14 protein-coding genes and 1 tRNA gene are annotated in these 16,907 nt (G+C 70.6%); 8 read left to right on the top strand and 7 right to left on the bottom strand.

The annotated features are described in order from the left end of the window. The first annotated feature begins 208 nt into the window (after positions 1-208). The 5 genes from ACZ7D7_RS12180 (at position 209) to ACZ7D7_RS12160 (ending at position 5,943) form a co-directional block, all read left to right on the top strand. Complete coding sequence (locus ACZ7D7_RS12180; protein WP_470823980.1) at positions 209-1,438, top strand: branched-chain amino acid ABC transporter substrate-binding protein; 1,230 nt, start codon at positions 209-211, stop codon at positions 1,436-1,438. Between the two features lie 113 nt (positions 1,439-1,551). Continuing rightward, positions 1,552-2,484: a branched-chain amino acid ABC transporter permease gene (locus ACZ7D7_RS12175; RefSeq protein ID WP_470823979.1), complete on the top strand. Its 933-nt coding sequence runs from the start codon at positions 1,552-1,554 to the stop codon at positions 2,482-2,484. 5 nt (positions 2,485-2,489) lie between these two features. Next, positions 2,490-4,319 (top strand): branched-chain amino acid ABC transporter permease, encoded by a 1,830-nt coding sequence (locus ACZ7D7_RS12170; protein ID WP_470823977.1) that lies wholly within the window; start codon positions 2,490-2,492, stop codon positions 4,317-4,319. Between the two features lie 5 nt (positions 4,320-4,324). Next, positions 4,325-5,230, top strand: coding sequence for an ABC transporter ATP-binding protein (locus ACZ7D7_RS12165; RefSeq protein ID WP_470823976.1), 906 nt, complete (start codon positions 4,325-4,327; stop codon positions 5,228-5,230). Next, positions 5,227-5,943, top strand: coding sequence for an ABC transporter ATP-binding protein (locus ACZ7D7_RS12160; RefSeq protein WP_470823975.1), 717 nt, complete (start codon positions 5,227-5,229; stop codon positions 5,941-5,943). Before ACZ7D7_RS12165 ends, ACZ7D7_RS12160 begins: the two co-directional genes overlap by 4 nt. Positions 5,944-6,028: 85 nt before the next feature. Here ACZ7D7_RS12160 and ACZ7D7_RS12155 read toward each other — a convergent pair whose 3' ends face one another. Further along, positions 6,029-6,688, bottom strand: coding sequence for an ANTAR domain-containing response regulator (locus ACZ7D7_RS12155; protein ID WP_470823974.1), 660 nt, complete (start codon positions 6,686-6,688; stop codon positions 6,029-6,031). 100 nt (positions 6,689-6,788) lie between these two features. Between ACZ7D7_RS12155 and ACZ7D7_RS12150 the strand changes: the two genes are divergently transcribed. After that, positions 6,789-6,863 (top strand) — tRNA-Leu (locus ACZ7D7_RS12150). A gap of 89 nt (positions 6,864-6,952) precedes the next feature. Here ACZ7D7_RS12150 and pyk read toward each other — a convergent pair. Continuing rightward, positions 6,953-8,389, bottom strand: a complete 1,437-nt coding sequence (pyk, locus tag ACZ7D7_RS12145) for a pyruvate kinase (RefSeq protein ID WP_470823973.1) — start codon at positions 8,387-8,389, stop codon at positions 6,953-6,955. A gap of 247 nt (positions 8,390-8,636) precedes the next feature. Then, positions 8,637-9,356 carry an SIMPL domain-containing protein gene (locus ACZ7D7_RS12140; RefSeq protein WP_470823972.1) on the bottom strand — a complete coding sequence of 240 codons (720 nt, stop codon included), beginning with the start codon at positions 9,354-9,356 and terminating at the stop codon, positions 8,637-8,639. A gap of 149 nt (positions 9,357-9,505) precedes the next feature. On the opposite strand from ACZ7D7_RS12140, the gene ACZ7D7_RS12135 reads away from it, so the two are divergent. Beyond that, positions 9,506-11,311 carry a bifunctional metallophosphatase/5'-nucleotidase gene (locus tag ACZ7D7_RS12135; RefSeq protein WP_470823971.1) on the top strand — a complete coding sequence of 602 codons (1,806 nt, stop codon included), beginning with the start codon at positions 9,506-9,508 and terminating at the stop codon, positions 11,309-11,311. Positions 11,312-11,377: 66 nt separating this feature from the next. Here ACZ7D7_RS12135 and pepN read toward each other — a convergent pair whose 3' ends face one another. The 3 genes from pepN to ACZ7D7_RS12120 form a co-directional block, all read right to left on the bottom strand. After that, entirely contained in the window at positions 11,378-13,870 is a 2,493-nt protein-coding gene (pepN, locus tag ACZ7D7_RS12130) for an aminopeptidase N (protein ID WP_470823970.1), read from the bottom strand. Positions 13,871-13,926: 56 nt separating this feature from the next. Next, positions 13,927-14,577 carry a response regulator gene (locus tag ACZ7D7_RS12125; protein WP_470823969.1) on the bottom strand — a complete coding sequence of 217 codons (651 nt, stop codon included), beginning with the start codon at positions 14,575-14,577 and terminating at the stop codon, positions 13,927-13,929. Between the two features lie 148 nt (positions 14,578-14,725). Further along, positions 14,726-15,070 (bottom strand): chorismate mutase, encoded by a 345-nt coding sequence (locus ACZ7D7_RS12120; protein WP_470823968.1) that lies wholly within the window; start codon positions 15,068-15,070, stop codon positions 14,726-14,728. Positions 15,071-15,192: 122 nt separating this feature from the next. Here ACZ7D7_RS12120 and ACZ7D7_RS12115 point away from each other — a divergent pair, with 122 nt between their 5' ends. Further along, entirely contained in the window at positions 15,193-16,107 is a 915-nt protein-coding gene (locus ACZ7D7_RS12115; RefSeq protein ID WP_470824254.1) for a hypothetical protein, read from the top strand. A 16-nt stretch (positions 16,108-16,123) separates the two neighbouring features. On the opposite strand, the gene ACZ7D7_RS12110 is transcribed toward ACZ7D7_RS12115, so the two are convergent. Further along, positions 16,124-16,846: a vWA domain-containing protein gene (locus ACZ7D7_RS12110; RefSeq protein WP_470823967.1), complete on the bottom strand. Its 723-nt coding sequence runs from the start codon at positions 16,844-16,846 to the stop codon at positions 16,124-16,126. Positions 16,847-16,907 lie beyond the last annotated feature (61 nt).

The following is a 16,907-nucleotide window of genomic DNA, read 5'->3' as shown; positions in this document are numbered from 1 at the left end:
CGTATTCATCCGTTCCACCCGCTCAGTACCGCTCTGCATTACCTCGTGTCATAACAAGAGCGTCACAGCATGGCGCAGACACTCCTCCACGTTCCCCTCACACGCTTAGAGTCACGCCCAGTCACCGCGCCGCCGGATTCTCACTTCCGCCCAGCGCTCGACTCGGCCGTTTCCACCGGGAAGCGGCTGCCAGGGGAAAGGACTGATCGTGCGTCAACGTTCGCTCATCGCCATCACCGCCGCGCTGGCGGCGGGAGCACTCACACTCACCGCCTGCGGCTCGCGCGACGACGACGGCGGCGGCTCGGACTCCGGCGGCGGCACCACTGTCGTCATCGGCGTCGACGCCCCGCTGACCGGCGACCTGTCCGCGCTGGGCCTCGGTATCAAGAACTCGGTGGACCTCGCGACGAAGATCGCCAACAAGGAGAAGTTCGTCGAGGGCGTCACCTTCAAGATCCAGGCGCTCGACGACCAGGCGCAGCCGTCCTCCGGCCAGCAGAACGCCACCAAGCTCCAGGCCAACAAGGACGTCCTCGGCGTCGTCGGCCCGCTGAACTCCTCCGTCGCCGAGTCCATGCAGAAGGTCTTCGACGACGCCAAACTGGTCCAGGTGTCGCCGGCCAACACCAACCCGGCCCTCAGCCAGGGTGCCGACTGGCAGACGAAGCAGGTCCGCCCGTACAAGTCGTACTTCCGCACCGCGACCACGGACGCCATCCAGGGCCCGTTCGCCGCGCAGTACCTGTACAACGACTCCAAGAAGCGCAAGGTCTTCGTCATCGACGACAAGAAGACCTACGGCGCCGGTCTGGCCGCCACCTTCACCGAGGAGTTCAAGAAGCTCGGCGGCAAGGTCGTGGGCACCGAGCACATCAACCCCGACACCAAGGACTTCTCCGCGGTCGCGACCAAGGTGAAGAACTCGGGCGCGGACGTCGTCTACTACGGCGGCGAGTACCCGCAGGCCGGCCCGCTCAGCAAGCAGATCAAGGCCGCCGGCGCCAAGATCCCGCTGGTCGGCGGTGACGGCATCTACAGCGCCGACTTCATCAAGCTGGCCGGCGCCAGCGGCACCGGCGACCTCGCCACCTCGGTCGGCGCGCCGGTCGAGGACCTGCCGTCCGCCAAGGAGTTCGTCGCGAACTACAAGGCCGAGGGCTACAAGGAGGCCTACGAGGCCTACGGCGGTTACTCCTACGACTCCGCGTGGGCGATCATCGAGGCCGTGAAGGCGGTCGTCGACGACAACGACGGCAAGCTGCCGGACGACGCCCGCGCGAAGGTCACCGCCGCGATGCAGAACGTCTCCTTCGACGGTGTGACCGGCAAGGTCTCCTTCGACGAGTTCGGTGACGCCACGAACAAGCAGCTCACCGTGTACGCCGTGGAGAACGGTGCCTGGAAGCCGGTGAAGTCCGGCACCTACACCGGCTGATCCAGCCCGCACCACAGACGAGCCGCGCGAGGCGCCGCACCACAGGCGCCCCGCGCGGACTCGCATCCGGCCCCATCCGTCGAACTTTTTCCGAACGTCTCGGAGGACATGCGGTGAACGAACTGCCGCAGCAGCTGGTCAACGGCCTGCTACTGGGATCCATGTACGGGCTGGTCGCTATCGGCTACACAATGGTCTACGGCATTGTCCAGCTCATCAACTTCGCCCACGGCGAGATCTTCATGACCGGAGCCTTCGGCGCGCTCACGGTCTACGTGTACGTCCTGCCGGGCGGTACCTCCATGTGGATCGCCCTGCCGCTCATGCTCATCGGCGCCATGCTGGTCGCCTCGCTGGTCGCCGTGGGAGCGGAACGGTTCGCCTACCGGCCCCTGCGCACCGCCCCCCGCCTCGCGCCGCTCATCACCGCCATCGGCCTCTCCCTGGCCCTCCAGCAGGCGGTGTGGGCCTGGTACCCCGAGGCCAAGTCCGCGCGCACCTTCCCCAGCATCCCCGGCGGTCCCTTCCACATCGGTGACGTCACCATCCAGACGGGTGACGTGTTCCTGCTGATCGCCGCTCCCGTCAGCATGGCGATCCTCGCGTACTTCGTGATGCGCACCCGCACCGGTCGCGGCATGCAGGCCACCGCGCAGGACCCGGACACCGCCAAGCTCATGGGCGTCAACACCGACCGCATCATCGTGATCGCGTTCGCCCTCGGCGCCGTCTTCGCCGCCGTCGGCGGTGTCGCCTACGGCCTCAAGTACGGCCAGATCGACTTCCGGATGGGCTTCATCCTCGGCCTGAAGGCCTTCACCGCGGCCGTCCTCGGCGGCATCGGCAACATCTACGGAGCCATGCTCGGTGGCGTGGTCCTCGGCATCGCCGAGTCCCTGTCCACCGCCTACATCTCCGACATCCCCGGGATGGACCAGTTCGGCAGCCAGTCCTGGGCCGACGTCTGGGCCTTCGTACTCCTCATCCTCGTGCTCCTGTTCAGGCCGCAGGGCCTGCTCGGCGAGCGAGTCGCGGACAGGGCGTGACACCGATGACCACACAGACCACCGCACCCAAGTCCCCCAGCTCCCCGGCCGACGGCGGCCCCAGGGGACTCATCGGACTGCCCGAGAACCTCGGCCGCGCCCTCGCCACCGGCGGCGGCGTGCTCACCGTGATCTCCACGTTCCTCGCCTGGACCTGGACCGCCGCCTTCCCCGGCAACCTCACGGTCTACGGCTACCCGGGCGGCCTCCAGGTCCTCGTCCTCATCGGCGGCGCCCTGACGGCCCTGTTGGGCCTGTCCTCGTACGGCGTGAAGGGCCTGCGCTGGCTGACGCCGGGCGGCGCCGACGGCGCCCTCAAGACGGCCGCGCTCGGCACCTTCGCCACCGCCTGGTTCACGATCATCGCCATCAGCACCAAGCTCGGCGGCGTCGTCAACCTGGAGCCCGGCGGCTACGTCGTCGCCGCCGCCACCCTGGTGGCGCTCGTCGGCGCGCTCGCCCTGCCGTTCACCTGGCCGGAGCCCGAGCCGATCGACCCGGACGACACCGGGTGGGAGCTCTTCCGCCACAACGTGCGCTCCCGGCTCGCCGTCGTCCGCGAGGCCTTCGCCGGCGGCACCCCCGCCAAGCCCGCGGTGACCCTGCCCTCGTACGCCGAGATCCTGGTCATCGTCGTGGTCCTCGCCATCGGTCTGACCGTCTTCACGTACGGCATCGGCACCGAGTACGACGAGCTGTTCATCGGCTTCCTGATCATCGCCGGGTTCTCCTTCGCGGCCGTCGCCAAGGCCGGTCTCGTGAAGCGCGTCTCCGCGATCACGGCCAAGCACCGCGTCGTCACCATGGCCGGCGCGTTCGTCGCCGCCGTCGCCTTCCCGTTCACCCAGTCCGACGACCAGTACGCGACCATCGGCGTCTACATCCTGATCTTCGCCACGGTCGCCCTGGGCCTGAACATCGTCGTCGGTCTCGCCGGCCTCCTCGACCTCGGTTACGTCGCCTTCCTCGGTGTCGGCGCCTACACCGCGGCCATGGTCTCCGGCTCCCCGTCCTCGCCGTTCGACCTGCACCTGCCGTTCTGGGCCTCGGCCCTGGTCGGCGCGGCCGTCGCCATGGTCTTCGGCGTCATCATCGGCGCCCCGACCCTCCGCCTGCGCGGCGACTACCTGGCGATCGTCACCCTGGGCTTCGGTGAGATCTTCCGGATCACCGTCCTCAACATGGACGGCACCTCCGGACCCGACATCACCAACGGCTCCAACGGCATCTCGTCGATCCCGAACCTCAACATCCTCGGGTTCGACTTCGGGCAGGAACACACCATCGCCGGGTTCACCATCGCCCGGTTCGCGAACTACTTCCTGCTGATGCTGCTGGTCACGCTGATCGTGGTCGTCGTCTTCCGGCGCAGCAGCGACTCCCGGATCGGCCGCGCCTGGGTCGCCATCCGCGAGGACGAGACCGCGGCGCTCGCCATGGGCATCAACGGCTTCCGGGTCAAGCTCATCGCGTTCGCGCTGGGCGCGGCCCTGGCCGGTCTCGCGGGCACCGTGCAGGCGCACGTCACCTACACGGTGACGCCGGAGCAGTACCAGTTCGCCCACGTGGTGCCGCCCAACTCGGCGTTCCTGCTGGCGGCGGTCGTCCTCGGCGGCATGGGGACCATCCTGGGCCCGCTGGTCGGCGCCTCGCTGCTCTACCTGATCCCCGCCAAGCTCCAGTTCCTCGGCGACTACCAGCTGTTCGCCTTCGGACTCGCGCTCGTGCTGCTGATGCGCTTCCGTCCGGAAGGTCTCATCCCGAACCGGCGCCGCCAGCTCGAGTTCCACGAAGATGCCGAAGCGCCCGCAGTCCTCAGCAAGGCAGGGGCCTGACCACGATGACTACCGACACCACCACCAAGGGCGCCGCCCCCGGCGTCACGCCCGGCGAGACCGTGCTCGACGCCCGCGGCGTCACGATGCGCTTCGGCGGCCTCACCGCCGTACGGAACGTCGACCTCACCGTCAACAGCGGTGAGATCGTCGGCCTCATCGGACCCAACGGCGCCGGCAAGACGACCTTCTTCAACTGCCTGACGGGCCTCTACATCCCCACCGAGGGCGAGGTCCGCTACAAGGGCAACGTCCTGCCGCCCAAGTCGTTCAAGGTCACCGCGGCCGGCATCGCCCGCACCTTCCAGAACATCCGGCTGTTCGCGAACATGACGGTCCTGGAGAACGTGCTGGTCGGCCGCCACACCCGCACCAAGGAGGGCCTCTGGTCCGCCCTGCTGCGCGGTCCCGGCTTCCACAAGGCCGAGGCGGCCTCGCGCGCCCGCGCCATGGAGCTGCTGGACTTCGTGGGCCTGGCCGACAAGGCCGAACACCTCGCCCGCAACCTGCCCTACGGCGAGCAGCGCAAGCTGGAGATCGCCCGCGCGCTGGCCAGCGAGCCCGGCCTGCTGCTGCTGGACGAGCCGACGGCCGGCATGAACCCGCAGGAGACGCGGGCCACCGAGGAACTCGTCTTCGCCATCCGGGACCAGGGCATCGCCGTGCTCGTCATCGAGCACGACATGCGGTTCATCTTCAACCTCTGCGACCGCGTCGCCGTCCTCGTCCAGGGCGAGAAGCTGGTGGAGGGCGACTCGGCGACCGTGCAGGGCGACGAGCGCGTCGTCGCCGCCTACCTCGGCGAGCCCTTCGAGGACGCCCCCGGCGACGAGGAGGTCGCCGAGGTCGAGGCCGCCGAGGCCAACGCCGACAACAACTCGGACGCGCCCGGCAAGGAGAACGACCGATGACCGCACTGCTCGAAGTCGAGGACCTGCGAGTCGCCTACGGCAAGATCGAGGCCGTCAAGGGCATCTCCTTCACCGTCGAGGCCGGCCAGGTCGTCACCCTCATCGGCACCAACGGCGCCGGCAAGACGACGACCCTGCGCACGCTGTCCGGTCTGCTCAAGCCGGTCGGCGGCCAGATCCGGTTCAACGGCAAGTCGCTGAAGAAGTTCCCCGCGCACGAGATCGTGTCGCTGGGCCTCGCCCACTCCCCCGAGGGGCGGCACATCTTCCCGCGCATGACCATCGAGGACAACCTGCGCCTCGGTGCCTTCCTGCGCAACGACAAGCCGGGCATCGAGCGGGACATCCAGCGCGCCTACGACCTGTTCCCCATCCTCGGGGAGCGCAGGAAGCAGGCCGCGGGCACCCTCTCCGGCGGTGAGCAGCAGATGCTGGCCATGGGCCGTGCGCTCATGTCCCAGCCGAAGCTGCTGATGCTGGACGAGCCGTCGATGGGCCTGTCGCCGATCATGATGCAGAAGATCATGTCGACGATCGCCGAGCTGAAGGCCCAGGGCACGACGATCCTGCTGGTCGAGCAGAACGCCCAGGCCGCCCTGTCGCTCGCCGACCAGGGCCACGTCATGGAGGTCGGCAGCATCGTGCTGTCCGGCACCGGGCAGGACCTGCTGCACGACGAGTCGGTGCGCAAGGCGTACCTCGGCGAGGACTGAGCCCCCGCCCGCACGACGACGCGGCCCGCGCTCCCCGGGAAACCGGGGGCGCGGGCCGCGTCGCGTGCGTTCGTGCCGGTGGGCGTCAGTCGCCGGACTTGGAGGACTTCTTCTCCTCGCTGTCCTGGATGACCGCCTCGGCGACCTGCTGCATCGACATCCGGCGGTCCATCGACGTCTTCTGGATCCAGCGGAACGCCGCCGGCTCCGTCAGGCCGTACTCGGTCTGCAGGATCGACTTCGCGCGGTCGACCAGCTTGCGGGTCTCCAGCCGCTGGGAGAGGTCGGCGACCTCCTTCTCCAGCTCCTTCAACTGCGTGTAGCGGGAGACGGCCATCTCGATCGCCGGGACGACGTCGCTCTTGCTGAACGGCTTCACCAGGTACGCCATGGCCCCGGCGTCCCGCGCGCGCTCCACGAGGTCGCGCTGCGAGAAGGCGGTGAGCATGAGGACCGGTGCGATGGACTCCTCGGTGATCTTCTCGGCCGCGGAGATGCCGTCGAGCTTGGGCATCTTCACGTCGAGGATCACGAGGTCCGGCTTGTGCTCGCGGGCGAGTTCGACGGCCTGCTCGCCGTCACCGGCCTCGGCGACGACGGTGTACCCCTCTTCTTCGAGCATCTCTTTCAGATCGAGCCGGATCAGGGCCTCGTCCTCTGCGATGACGACTCGGGTCGTCACCGGAGGAACGTGCGACTTGTCGTCGTCGGGCACGTCTACGGGCTGGGGCGACTCGGCGGTCACGGGGGCTCCTCGTTCGGGGCAGGGGTACTGCTGACAAGAGCCTACCTAGCTACGGTAAGGTGGACGCGCGGAGGGTCAGGGGAAACCTTGGATTCTTCGAGCCCCGGTAGCCCAATTGGCAGCAGGCAACGGATTCAAAACCCGTACAGTGTCGGTTCGAGTCCGACCCGGGGCACTTTTCCTGCGATTCCAAGGTCACCGCACAATGGGCGGAGACGGCGCAGAGGGCCCCTCCTGACGAGGGGCCCCATTTCTTTTCGCCTCCTATTCGGACCCGCCGCGCTCGCCCATGTGGTGCACGTGGACGAGATTCGTCGAGCCGGGAACGCCGGGCGGTGAACCCGCCGTGATGACGACCCTGTCGCCCTTCTGGCAGCGGCCGTGCTTCAGCAGCAATTCGTCGACCTGGGCGACCATGGCGTCGGTGGAGTCCACGTGCGGGCCGAGGAACGTCTCCACGCCCCAGGTGAGGCTGAGTTGGGAGCGGGTCGCCGGGTCGGGGGTGAAGGCGAGGACCGGGATCGGCGAACGGTAGCGGGACAGCCGGCGGGCGGTGTCGCCGGACTGGGTGAAGGCCACCAGGAACTTCGCGCCGAGGAAGTCGCCCATCTCGGCCGCGGCGCGGGCCACCGCGCCGGCCTGCGTGCGGGGCTTGCTGCGCTCGGTCAGCGGCACGAGGCCCGTCGCGAGCATGTCCTCCTCGGCGGCCTCGACGATCCGGGCCATGGTGCGCACCGTCTCCACGACGTGCTTGCCGACGCTGGTCTCGCCGGACAGCATCACCGCGTCCGCGCCGTCGAGCACGGCGTTCGCCACGTCGCTCGCCTCGGCCCGCGTGGGGCGGGAGTTGTCGATCATCGAGTCGAGCATCTGGGTGGCGACGATGACCGGCTTGGCGTTCCGCTTCGCCAGTTTGACCGCGCGCTTCTGGACGATCGGCACCTGCTCCAGGGGCATTTCGACCCCGAGGTCGCCGCGGGCCACCATGATGCCGTCGAAGGCGGCGACGATCTCCTCGATGTTCTCGACCGCCTGCGGCTTCTCCACCTTGGCGATGACCGGGAGGCGGCGCCCCTCCTCGTCCATGATCCGGTGGACGTCCTCGATGTCGCGCCCGCTGCGCACGAAGGACAGCGCGACGACGTCGCAGCCGGTGCGCAGCGCCCAGCGCAGGTCGGCCTCGTCCTTGCCGGAGAGGGCGGGCACGGACACCGCGACGCCGGGCAGGTTGAGGCCCTTGTGGTCGGAGACCACGCCGCCCTCGACCACGGTGGTGCGCACGCGGGGGCCGTCGACGCCGGAGACCTCCAGGCACACCTTGCCGTCGTCGACGAGGACGCGTTCGCCGGGGGCGACGTCGCCGGCGAGGCCCCGGTAGGTGGTGCCGCAGCCGTGGCGGTCGCCCTCGGCGCCCTCTTCGACGGTGATGGTGAAGGTGTCGCCGCGTTCGAGCAGTACCGGTCCCTCGGCGAAGCGGCCCAGTCGGATCTTCGGGCCCTGAAGGTCGGCGAGGACACCGACGCTGCGGCCGCACTCGTCGGCGGCCTTGCGGACCCGCCGGTAGCGCTCCTCGTGCTCGGCGTGGCCGCCGTGGCTGAGGTTGAGGCGGGCGACGTCCATTCCGGCCTCGACGAGTGCCTTGATCTGGTCGTACGAGTCGGTGGCGGGGCCCAGGGTACAGACGATCTTTGCTCGACGCATGAAATCGAGCCTAGGCCTTACCGACCGGTAGACCATTGGCGGTCCATGACTACTCAACGAGCTTTGGGTGAAGGGTTATTGACAAGTGTTGAATTGTGCGCCGGAGTGCTCCGATGAGCATTCCGGCCGCCTTCCCGGCGCCTTCCCACCGCCCCCCGGCGCGTGAAGTCGGCCTTCGTATTCGGACATTCGCGCGGGGAATTGCCGGAATGGGCGAGTTCCCGATTACGGCGCCCCGCGAGGCCCTTCAGAGGCTCGGCGGTGCCATCGTGAACCGGGCGTTGACCTCGGCGCGCACGTGCTGGCGCTGCGGTTCGAGGTCCAGGGGCGCCGCCTCCTGCGCGGCCCCCGCGTACGACATGGACCGGGCGCGGCCGGGCGGCGACGGGTGGGCGAGGGCCTGTTCGGCGCCGGTGTCGGCGAGTTCGACCAGCGCGGTGAGGGTCGTGCCGAGCGCCTCGGCGTACTCGCGGGCGCGCTGCACCGCCTCGCGCACGGCCTGCCGGCGGGCCTGGCGGTGGGCCGGCGAGTCGTGCCGCAGGGACCACCACGGTCCGTCGACATGGGTGAGCTCCAGGTCGGCGAGGCGGGTGGTGAGCTCGCCGAGGCTGGTGAAGTCGGTGAGCTCCGCGACGAGACGGACGGTGCCGTGGTAGGTGCGGACGCGCTCGCCGCGCCCGTGTTTGGCGAGTTCGGGCGTGATGCTGAACGCGCCGGTCTCCAGGCGTTCCACCGCGTCGCCGTAGGACTTGACGAGGTCCAGGGCGGCGGCGTTGCGGCGGGTGAGGTCCTCCAGGGTGCCGCGGCGGTCGCGGCCGTGGGCCTGGACGGTGATGCCGATGCGGGCGAGCTCCGGTTCGACCTCCAGGTGGGCGGCGCCGCGCACGGCGATGCGCGGGGCGTCGGGGGTGCCGTAGGGCACGGCGGGCGCCGTGGCGGCGCCGGACGGGCTGTCAGGAGTGGCCATACGCCCCACTCTGTCACCCCTTCGCCGGTCGCGGACCCCGTCCGGCACCCGCGGTGGTCACCAGATCGAAACCTGCCGGGCCTGTTGCCGCTGGTCGTGTCCGGGTCAGAATCTACGCGCGTTGTCGCACTGCCCCCGAGGAGAACCACATGCCGTTGAACCGCCGCAAGTTCCTGAAGAAGTCCGCCGTGACCGGGGCGGGGGTGGCGCTGGCGGGTACGGCGGGGGCTCCCGCGGCGCAGGCCGCCGGGGCGACGGCCGCGAAGCCGGGCGGGAAGCGGTACTCGCTGACCGTGATGGGCACGACCGACCTGCACGGGCACGTCTTCAACTGGGACTACTTCAAGGACGCGGAGTACGCGGACGCCAAGGGCAACGCGCAGGGCCTGGCCCGTGTCTCGACGCTGGTGAACCAGGTCCGCGAGGAGCGGGGCCGTGAGAACACGCTGCTGCTCGACGCGGGCGACACCATCCAGGGCACGCCGCTGACGTACTACTACGCCAAGGTCGACCCGATCACCGCCGAGGGCGGTCCGGTGCACCCGATGGCGCAGGCGATGAACGCGATCGGGTACGACGCGGTGGCGCTCGGCAACCACGAGTTCAACTACGGCATCGAGACGCTGCGGAAGTTCGAGGAGCAGTGCGACTTCCCGCTGCTGGGCGCCAACGCCGTGGACGTCAAGACGCAGAAGCCGGCCTTCCCGCCGTACTTCATGAAGACCTTCCGGGTGCCGGGGGCGCCGCCGGTGAAGGTGGCGGTGCTGGGGCTGACGAACCCGGGCATCGCGATCTGGGACAAGGCCTACGTGCAGGGCAAGCTGGAGTTCCCGGGCCTGGAGGAGCAGGCCGCGAAGTGGGTGCCGAAGCTGCGCTCGATGGGCGCGGACGTGGTCGTCGTGTCGGCGCACTCGGGCTCGTCGGGCACCTCGTCCTACGGTGACCAGCTGCCGCACGTGGAGAACGCCGCGGCGAACGTGGCGAAGCAGGTGCCGGGCATCGACGCGATCCTGGTCGGGCACGCGCACGTGGAGATCCCGGAGCTGAAGGTCGTCAACGAGCAGACCGGCAGGACCGTCGTGCTGTCCGAACCGCTCTGCTACGCCGAGCGGTTGACGCTGTTCGACATCGACCTGGTGTTCGCCAGGGGCCGCTGGCAGGTCGAGAAGGTCGCCGCGTCGCTGCTGAACGCGAACACCGTGGCCGACGACCCGGAGATCTCCGCGCTGCTGAACGACGAGCACACGAAGGTCGTGGAGTACGTCAACCAGGTCGTCGGCACCGCCACGGCGACGCTGACGACGGTCGAGGCGCGGTACAAGGACGCCCCGATCATCGACCTGATCACCAAGGTCCAGGAGGACGTGGTCAGGGAGGCGCTCGCGGGCACCGAGTACGCGGCGCTGCCGGTGCTGGCGCAGGCGTCGCCGTTCTCGCGGACGTCGGAGATCCCGGCGGGCGACGTGACGATCCGGGACCTGTCCAGTCTGTACGTGTACGACAACACGCTGGTCGCGAAGCTGATGACGGGCGCCCAGCTGCGGGCGTACCTGGAGTTCTCGGCGGAGTACTTCGTGCAGACCGCGCCGGACGCGGCGGTCGACGTGGCGAGGCTGACGAACGCCGGCGGCCGGCCGGACTACAACTACGACTACGTGTCGGGCCTGTCGTACGACATCGACATCGCGCAGCCGGCCGGTTCGCGGATCAAGAACCTGACGTACGGGGGCGCCCCGCTGTCGGACGCGCAGGAGTTCGTGTTCGCGGTGAACAACTACCGGGCCAACGGCGGCGGCGCGTTCCCGCACGTGGCGTCGGCGAAGGAGCTGTGGGCGGAGTCGACGGAGATCCGCACCCGGATCGCGGAGTGGGTGACCGCCAAGGGTGTGCTGGACCCGAAGGACTTCGCGTCCACCGACTGGCGTCTGACGCGCGCCGGGACGCCGGTGTTCTAGTCTCCTCCGTCTGTCGTCCGGTCCGCCCAGGTCCCGCCCGCCGTCGCGCGGGCGGGACCTGTCGCGTCACGCCTCCCGCACCCGCAGGGCCCGTCCCAGGTCGTCGAGTTGGTCGGCCAGCTTGCGGCGCAGTGCCGGGATCGGCTCGCCCTCGGCCAGGCACTGTTCGCCGAGCCGCAGGTTCTCCGCGTCGACGGCGTGGGCGGGGAAGGCCCAGCGCCCGGCGGCCTCCGCGATGGCCGGGCCCCGGCGGGCGGCGACGGCCACGGCGTCCTCGTAGTAGCGCGGCACGTACGCGCGGACCAGGTCGGCCTGTTCGGGCTGCCAGAAGCCCTGCGCGGTGGCCGTGAACAGGTAGTTGGACAGGTCGTCGGAGGCGAACATGGCGTCCCAGGCGCGGCTCTTGGCCGCCGCGTCGGGCAGCGCGGCGCGGCAGCGCGCGGCGCGTTCCTGGCCGGCGGCGCTCGGGTCGCGTTCCAGCTCGGCGGCGATCGCGGCCTCGTCGGTGGCGCCGAGGACGGCGAGCCGGCCGAGGATCCGCCAGCGCAGCTCGGGGTCGAGTTCCGGGCCGCCGGGCACCGTGCCGTCGGCGAGCCAGGCCGCGATGGTGTCGGGGTGGGCGGCGACGTCGATGCGGTGGCGCACGGCGATCAGGCGCAGACCGGGGTGGTCGCCGTCCTCGGTGCGGCGGATGAGGTCGCGGCACAGCTCGGACAGGGTGGCGAGCGCGGCGGGCCGCTGCCCGGGGTCCAGGTAGCGGTCGGCGATCTGGCCGGCGGCGAAGGCGAGCACGCCCTCCACGAGGGCGAGGTCCGTCTCGCGCGGGAGGTGGGCGCGGGCGGTCTCCAGATAGGCGGTGGGCGCCAGTTCGCCGTCGCGGACGGCGTCGCGCAGGGCGTTCCACACGACGGCGCGGGTGAGCGGCTCGGGCAGGCCGGACAGGGCCGCGCGGACGGTCGCGAAGGACTCGGGGTCGAAGCGGACCTTGGCGTAGGTGAGGTCGCCGTCGTTGAGCAGGAGCAGCGCGGGGCGCTTGCCGAGGGGCAGGGGCTCCGCCTGCGGCACGTCGGCGTCGAGGCGCCTGCGCAGGGCGAGGCGGCCGTCGTCGGTGAGGTCGCGGTCGTAGAGGCCGACGGCGATGCGGTGCGGGCGGCTGCCGGTGCGGTCGACGGTGAGCGTGTACGTGCCGCCCTCGGCGGGGGTGACGGTCGGGGTGAGGGTGTCGACGCCGGTGGTGCGCAGCCAGGCGTCGGCCCAGGCGTGCACGTCGCGTTCGGTGCCGGAGGCGAGGGAGTCGATGAAGTCGGCGAGGGTGGCGTTGCCGAACTTGTGGCGCGCGAAGTGGGTGTTGATGCCGGCGAGGAAGTCCTTCTCGCCGAGCCAGGCGACGAGTTGGCGCAGCGCGGAGGCGCCCTTGGCGTAGGAGATGCCGTCGAAGTTGAGCAGGGCGGCGGCGGTGTCGTCGACGGCCTCGGGGGCGACCGGGTGGGTGGAGGGGCGCTGGTCGGCGTCGTAGCCCCAGGCCTTGCGGACCACGCCGAAGTCGGTCCAGGTGTCGGTGAAGCGGGTGGCCTCGGTGAGGGTCTGGTAGCCCATGTACTCGGCGAAGGACTCGTTCAGCCAGATGTCGTCCCACCAGCGCAGGGTGACGAGGTCGCCGAACCACATGTGGGCCATCTCGTGGGCGACGACCATGGCGCGGGTCTGGCGCTCGGTGTCGGTGACGGCGGAGCGGTAGACGAACTCGTCGCGGAAGGTGACCAGTCCGGGGTTCTCCATGGCGCCGGCGTTGAACTCGGGGACGAATGCCTGGTCGTAGGAGTCGAAGGGGTAGGGCTCCTCGAACTTCTCGTGGTAGCGGTCGAAGCACCGCCGGGTGATGTCGAGGAGTTCGTCGGCGTCCGCGTCGAGGTGGGGGGCCAGTGAGCGGCGGCAGTGCAGGCCGAAGGGCAGTCCGCGGTGTTCGGTGCGCACCGAGTGCCAGGGTCCCGCGGCGACGGCCACGAGGTAGGTGGAGATGAGCGGCGTCGGCGCGGCCTGCCAGCGGCCGTCGCCGAGGTGTTCGGTGACGCCGTTGGCGAGGACGGTCCAGCCCTCGGGGGCCTTGACCGCGAGGTCGAACACGGCCTTCAGGTCGGGTTGGTCGAAGGCGGCGAAGACGCGCTGCACGTCGTCCATGAACAGCTGCGTGTAGACGTAGGTCTCGCCGTCGGAGGGGTCGGTGAAGCGGTGCATGCCCTCGCCGGTGCGGGAGTAGCGCATGGCCGCGTCGACGCGCAGGTCGTGCTCGCCGGGCGTGAGGTTCTTCAGCGGAAGCCGGTTGCCGTCCAGGGTGTCCGGGTCGAGGGGTTGACCGTCGAGGGTGACGGAGCGCAGCTCGGCGGGCTTGACCTCGAGGAACGTGTCCGTACCGGCGTCGTCCTCGCGGACGGTGAACCGGATCGTGGTGCGGGAGTCGAAGGTCTCGTCGCCGGTCGTCAGGTCGAGTTCGACCGTGTAGTGGTGGACGTCGAGGAGCCTGGCACGGGTCTGCGCTTCGTCGCGCGTCAGTACGGACATGCACGACATGCTGCCTGATGGCGTGGGCGCGGCACAGGGGCGGATCGGATCACGGATTATGTCCGGTCCTTCTCCAGTTCCCCGGCACGCCCCAGGGCCGGTTCGGCCGCACACCCCCGACCCGGTTCTGCCGGGCGCCCCAGGCCCGGTTCGGCCGCGCGGTCCCGGGCCGCTTCGGCCGCGCGGTCCCGGGCCGGCAGCTGGAGCGGGACGCGGGTGTCGGGGTGCGGCCGGGCGACGGAGCGCGGGAGGCGTCCGGCGGGGCCGGGGCGGGCGGCGAGCAGGGCGCGCAGTTCGCTCACCTCGCGCTGGAGGGCGAGCTGGCGCTGGTGCGCGTCGTACAGGTAGCGGACCTTGGTGCGCAGCGCCGCCGGGTCGACGGGTTTGGTGACGAGGTCGGCGACGCCGAGGCCGTGGGCGGCGGCGGCCAGGGCGTGGTCCCGGCCGAAGCCGGTGAGCAGCACGACGGGGATGTGCTGGGTCTGTTCCAGGCGGCGCATGTAGCGCACCACGTCGAGTCCGCTGATGCCGGGCATGCGCACGTCCAGCAGGAGCAGTCCGACGCGGCCGCGCAGCAGTTGCTTGAGCGCCTCGTCGCCGCTGGTGGCCCGGGTGAGCCGGTAGCCGAGTGGGGCCAGGGCGTTCTCCAGCGCGAAGAGGGTGTCCTCGTGATCGTCGACGATGAGGATTCCGGCATCCGGCGGCATGACCCGACGTCCCTCCCTCCTGGCGGCCTGGTGGGCGACCAGTTTGGGCCCGAGGCTGACGCGGAGTACTCGTCAGCTGACATGGAGTGCACAGCAGCATGCACCCGTGTCGGCCTCCGTGTCACTCCCCGAGGACGCCCGGAGGGCGTCAGTCGGCCACGGGGGCGGTGCCGTTGACGGTGTCGTCGGCGATGCGCTCGTGGTGGCGGATGACCTCGCCGATGATGAAGTTCAGGAACTTCTCGGCGAAGGCGGGGTCGAGCTTGGCGCTCTCGGCCAGGGCGCGCAGCCGGGCGATCTGGCGGGCCTCGCGGTCGGGGTCGGCGGGCGGCAGCCGGTGGGCGGCCTTGAGGTGGCCGACCTGCTGGGTGCACTTGAAGCGCTCGGCGAGCATGTGGACGACGGCCGCGTCGATGTTGTCGATGCTGTCGCGCAGCCGGTCGAGTTCCGCGCGGACGGCGGGGTCGACGGCGCCGGTGTTGCTGGTGGTCATGGTGGATCAGCGTACGGCCCGGCGGGAACGGCCCGCGCGCCGGTCGCATCGTGGACACCGCCGGCGTCGCGGACACCGCCGTAGAGTTGGAGGCGGGGCCAGGCGTCTTCGGGGGTGAGAGCGTGGCGAACGACGGGCCGGTCGAGCACGGTTACCCGCACCTGGAGACGGTGCGGGCCTCCATCACCGCGCTGTACCGGCGGTTGTCCCACGACACGATCCGGACGTTCGCGGCCAGTGTGGCCCCGGCGGACGTGGCGTTCTGCGACACCGACGACCTGTATCCGGGGGCGCAGCGGGTGGCGCGCGAGCTGGTGCGGCACTACCGCCTGCCGGACGCCCGGCTGGTCGTGGGCTTCCGCGAGATGACGCACGCGGCGAACGTCGAACTGGCCGCGGGCCCCGAGTACTTCGTCGAGCTGAACGCCCGCTTCCGCGCCCACCGCCGGGACATCGGGGCGGCGCTGGCGCACGAGGTGACGCACGTCTACCTGCACCGCCTCGGGCTGTCCTTCGAGGGCACCCGGGACAACGAGATCCTCACGGACACGACGGCGGCGTACCTCGGCGCGGGGTGGCTGCTGCTGGACGCGTTCCGCGAGGACGCGGTGTCCTCGCAGAAGCTCGGCTATCTCACGCCGGAGGAGTTCGGCTACGTCCTCGCCAAGCGGGCGGTGCTGTTCGGCGAGGACCCCGCGGTGTGGTTCACCAGCCCGCAGGCGTACACGGCGTACACGAAGGGCCTGGAGCTGGCCCGGCGGGACGCGCGGCAGCCGCCGCTGACGGCGGCGGGCTGGGCGGGCCGGCGCCGCTACGCCCGCGACCGCCGGCACGCCCAGGACGCCCGGGACGCCCGGGAGGCGCATGCCCGCGCGGACCCGCCCGGCGTGCCCTACTCCTTCAGTCCGGAGGGTGACGGCCCGCTGCGGGTGCAGTTCCCCTGTCCCACGTGCCACCAGCGGATCCGGGTTCCGGTACGGGGGCGGGTGCGGGCCCGGTGCGCGCTGTGCCGGACGGTGCTGGAGTGCGACACGTAGGCCCGCCGAAGACGCCCTAGGGGCCGACGATGCCCCGGGCGCGGGCCTGTGCCAGCCACGTCGGGAACTCGGCGACGAGCCGGTCGTACAGCTCGGCGTCGGAGACCTCGCGGGGGTCGGTGCCCGCGTGGAAGAAGCCCGCGTTGTCGACGATCCGCTTGGCGGGGACGGGGAGTTCGTCGAGCTTGCGGAGGAAGTCGAACTGCTTGCTGCCCGGGTCGCCGAAGCCCACGAACTGCCAGAAGAAGGGGAGCTTCGCCGCCTTGCACAGGTACCGCTCGGCGGCGGGGCGGCTGATGGGGCCGCCGTCGGTCTGGAAGACGACGAGGGCGGGCTCCGTGGCGCCGCTGTCGAGGTAGTGGTCGATGACGGCGTCCATCGCCAGGTGGTAGCTGGTCTTCCCCATGTGGCCGAGGCCGGCCACGATCCGCTCGACGCGCCCCTGGTGGTCGGCGAGGGAGATGTCGGTGACGGCGTCGACGTCCGTGGAGAAGAACACCACGGGCACGGTGCCGTCGTCGTCCAGGTGCGCGGACAGGCCGAGGACCCGGTCGGCGAGCGCCTGCACGCTGCCGTCGTCGTAGTACCGCCGCATGGAGCCCGAGTAGTCGAGGACGAGGTAGACCGCGGCACGCAGCCCGTCCAGCCCGTGCTTGCGCAGGGACACCCCGGCGCTGAGGTACGGGGCGACCAGCACGGGCGCGGTCTCCTCCACCTTGCGCAGACTGATCGCCGCCATCCGGCTCCCCCTCGGCTCACCCGGCTCACCCCCGGTCGGCTGCCGAGCGTACGTCACAATG

Source organism: Streptomyces sp. NPDC037054 (assembly GCF_055606745.1).
This window is presented reverse-complemented; position numbering and strand designations above follow the sequence as displayed.

What these genes read in the sequence shown, in the direction of transcription:
- ACZ7D7_RS12170 (WP_470823977.1), top strand. Translation starts at nt 2,490, where the DNA reads ATGACCACACAGACCACCGCACCCAAGTCCCCCAGCTCCCCGGCCGAC.
- ACZ7D7_RS12165 (WP_470823976.1), top strand. Translation starts at nt 4,325, where the DNA reads ATGACTACCGACACCACCACCAAGGGCGCCGCCCCCGGCGTCACGCCC.
- ACZ7D7_RS12160 (WP_470823975.1), top strand. Translation starts at nt 5,227, where the DNA reads ATGACCGCACTGCTCGAAGTCGAGGACCTGCGAGTCGCCTACGGCAAG.
- pyk (WP_470823973.1), bottom strand. Translation starts at nt 8,389, where the DNA reads ATGCGTCGAGCAAAGATCGTCTGTACCCTGGGCCCCGCCACCGACTCG.
- ACZ7D7_RS12140 (WP_470823972.1), bottom strand. Translation starts at nt 9,356, where the DNA reads ATGGCCACTCCTGACAGCCCGTCCGGCGCCGCCACGGCGCCCGCCGTG.
- ACZ7D7_RS12135 (WP_470823971.1), top strand. Translation starts at nt 9,506, where the DNA reads ATGCCGTTGAACCGCCGCAAGTTCCTGAAGAAGTCCGCCGTGACCGGG.
- pepN (WP_470823970.1), bottom strand. Translation starts at nt 13,870, where the DNA reads ATGTCCGTACTGACGCGCGACGAAGCGCAGACCCGTGCCAGGCTCCTC.
- ACZ7D7_RS12125 (WP_470823969.1), bottom strand. Translation starts at nt 14,577, where the DNA reads ATGCCGCCGGATGCCGGAATCCTCATCGTCGACGATCACGAGGACACC.
- ACZ7D7_RS12120 (WP_470823968.1), bottom strand. Translation starts at nt 15,070, where the DNA reads ATGACCACCAGCAACACCGGCGCCGTCGACCCCGCCGTCCGCGCGGAA.
- ACZ7D7_RS12110 (WP_470823967.1), bottom strand. Translation starts at nt 16,846, where the DNA reads ATGGCGGCGATCAGTCTGCGCAAGGTGGAGGAGACCGCGCCCGTGCTG.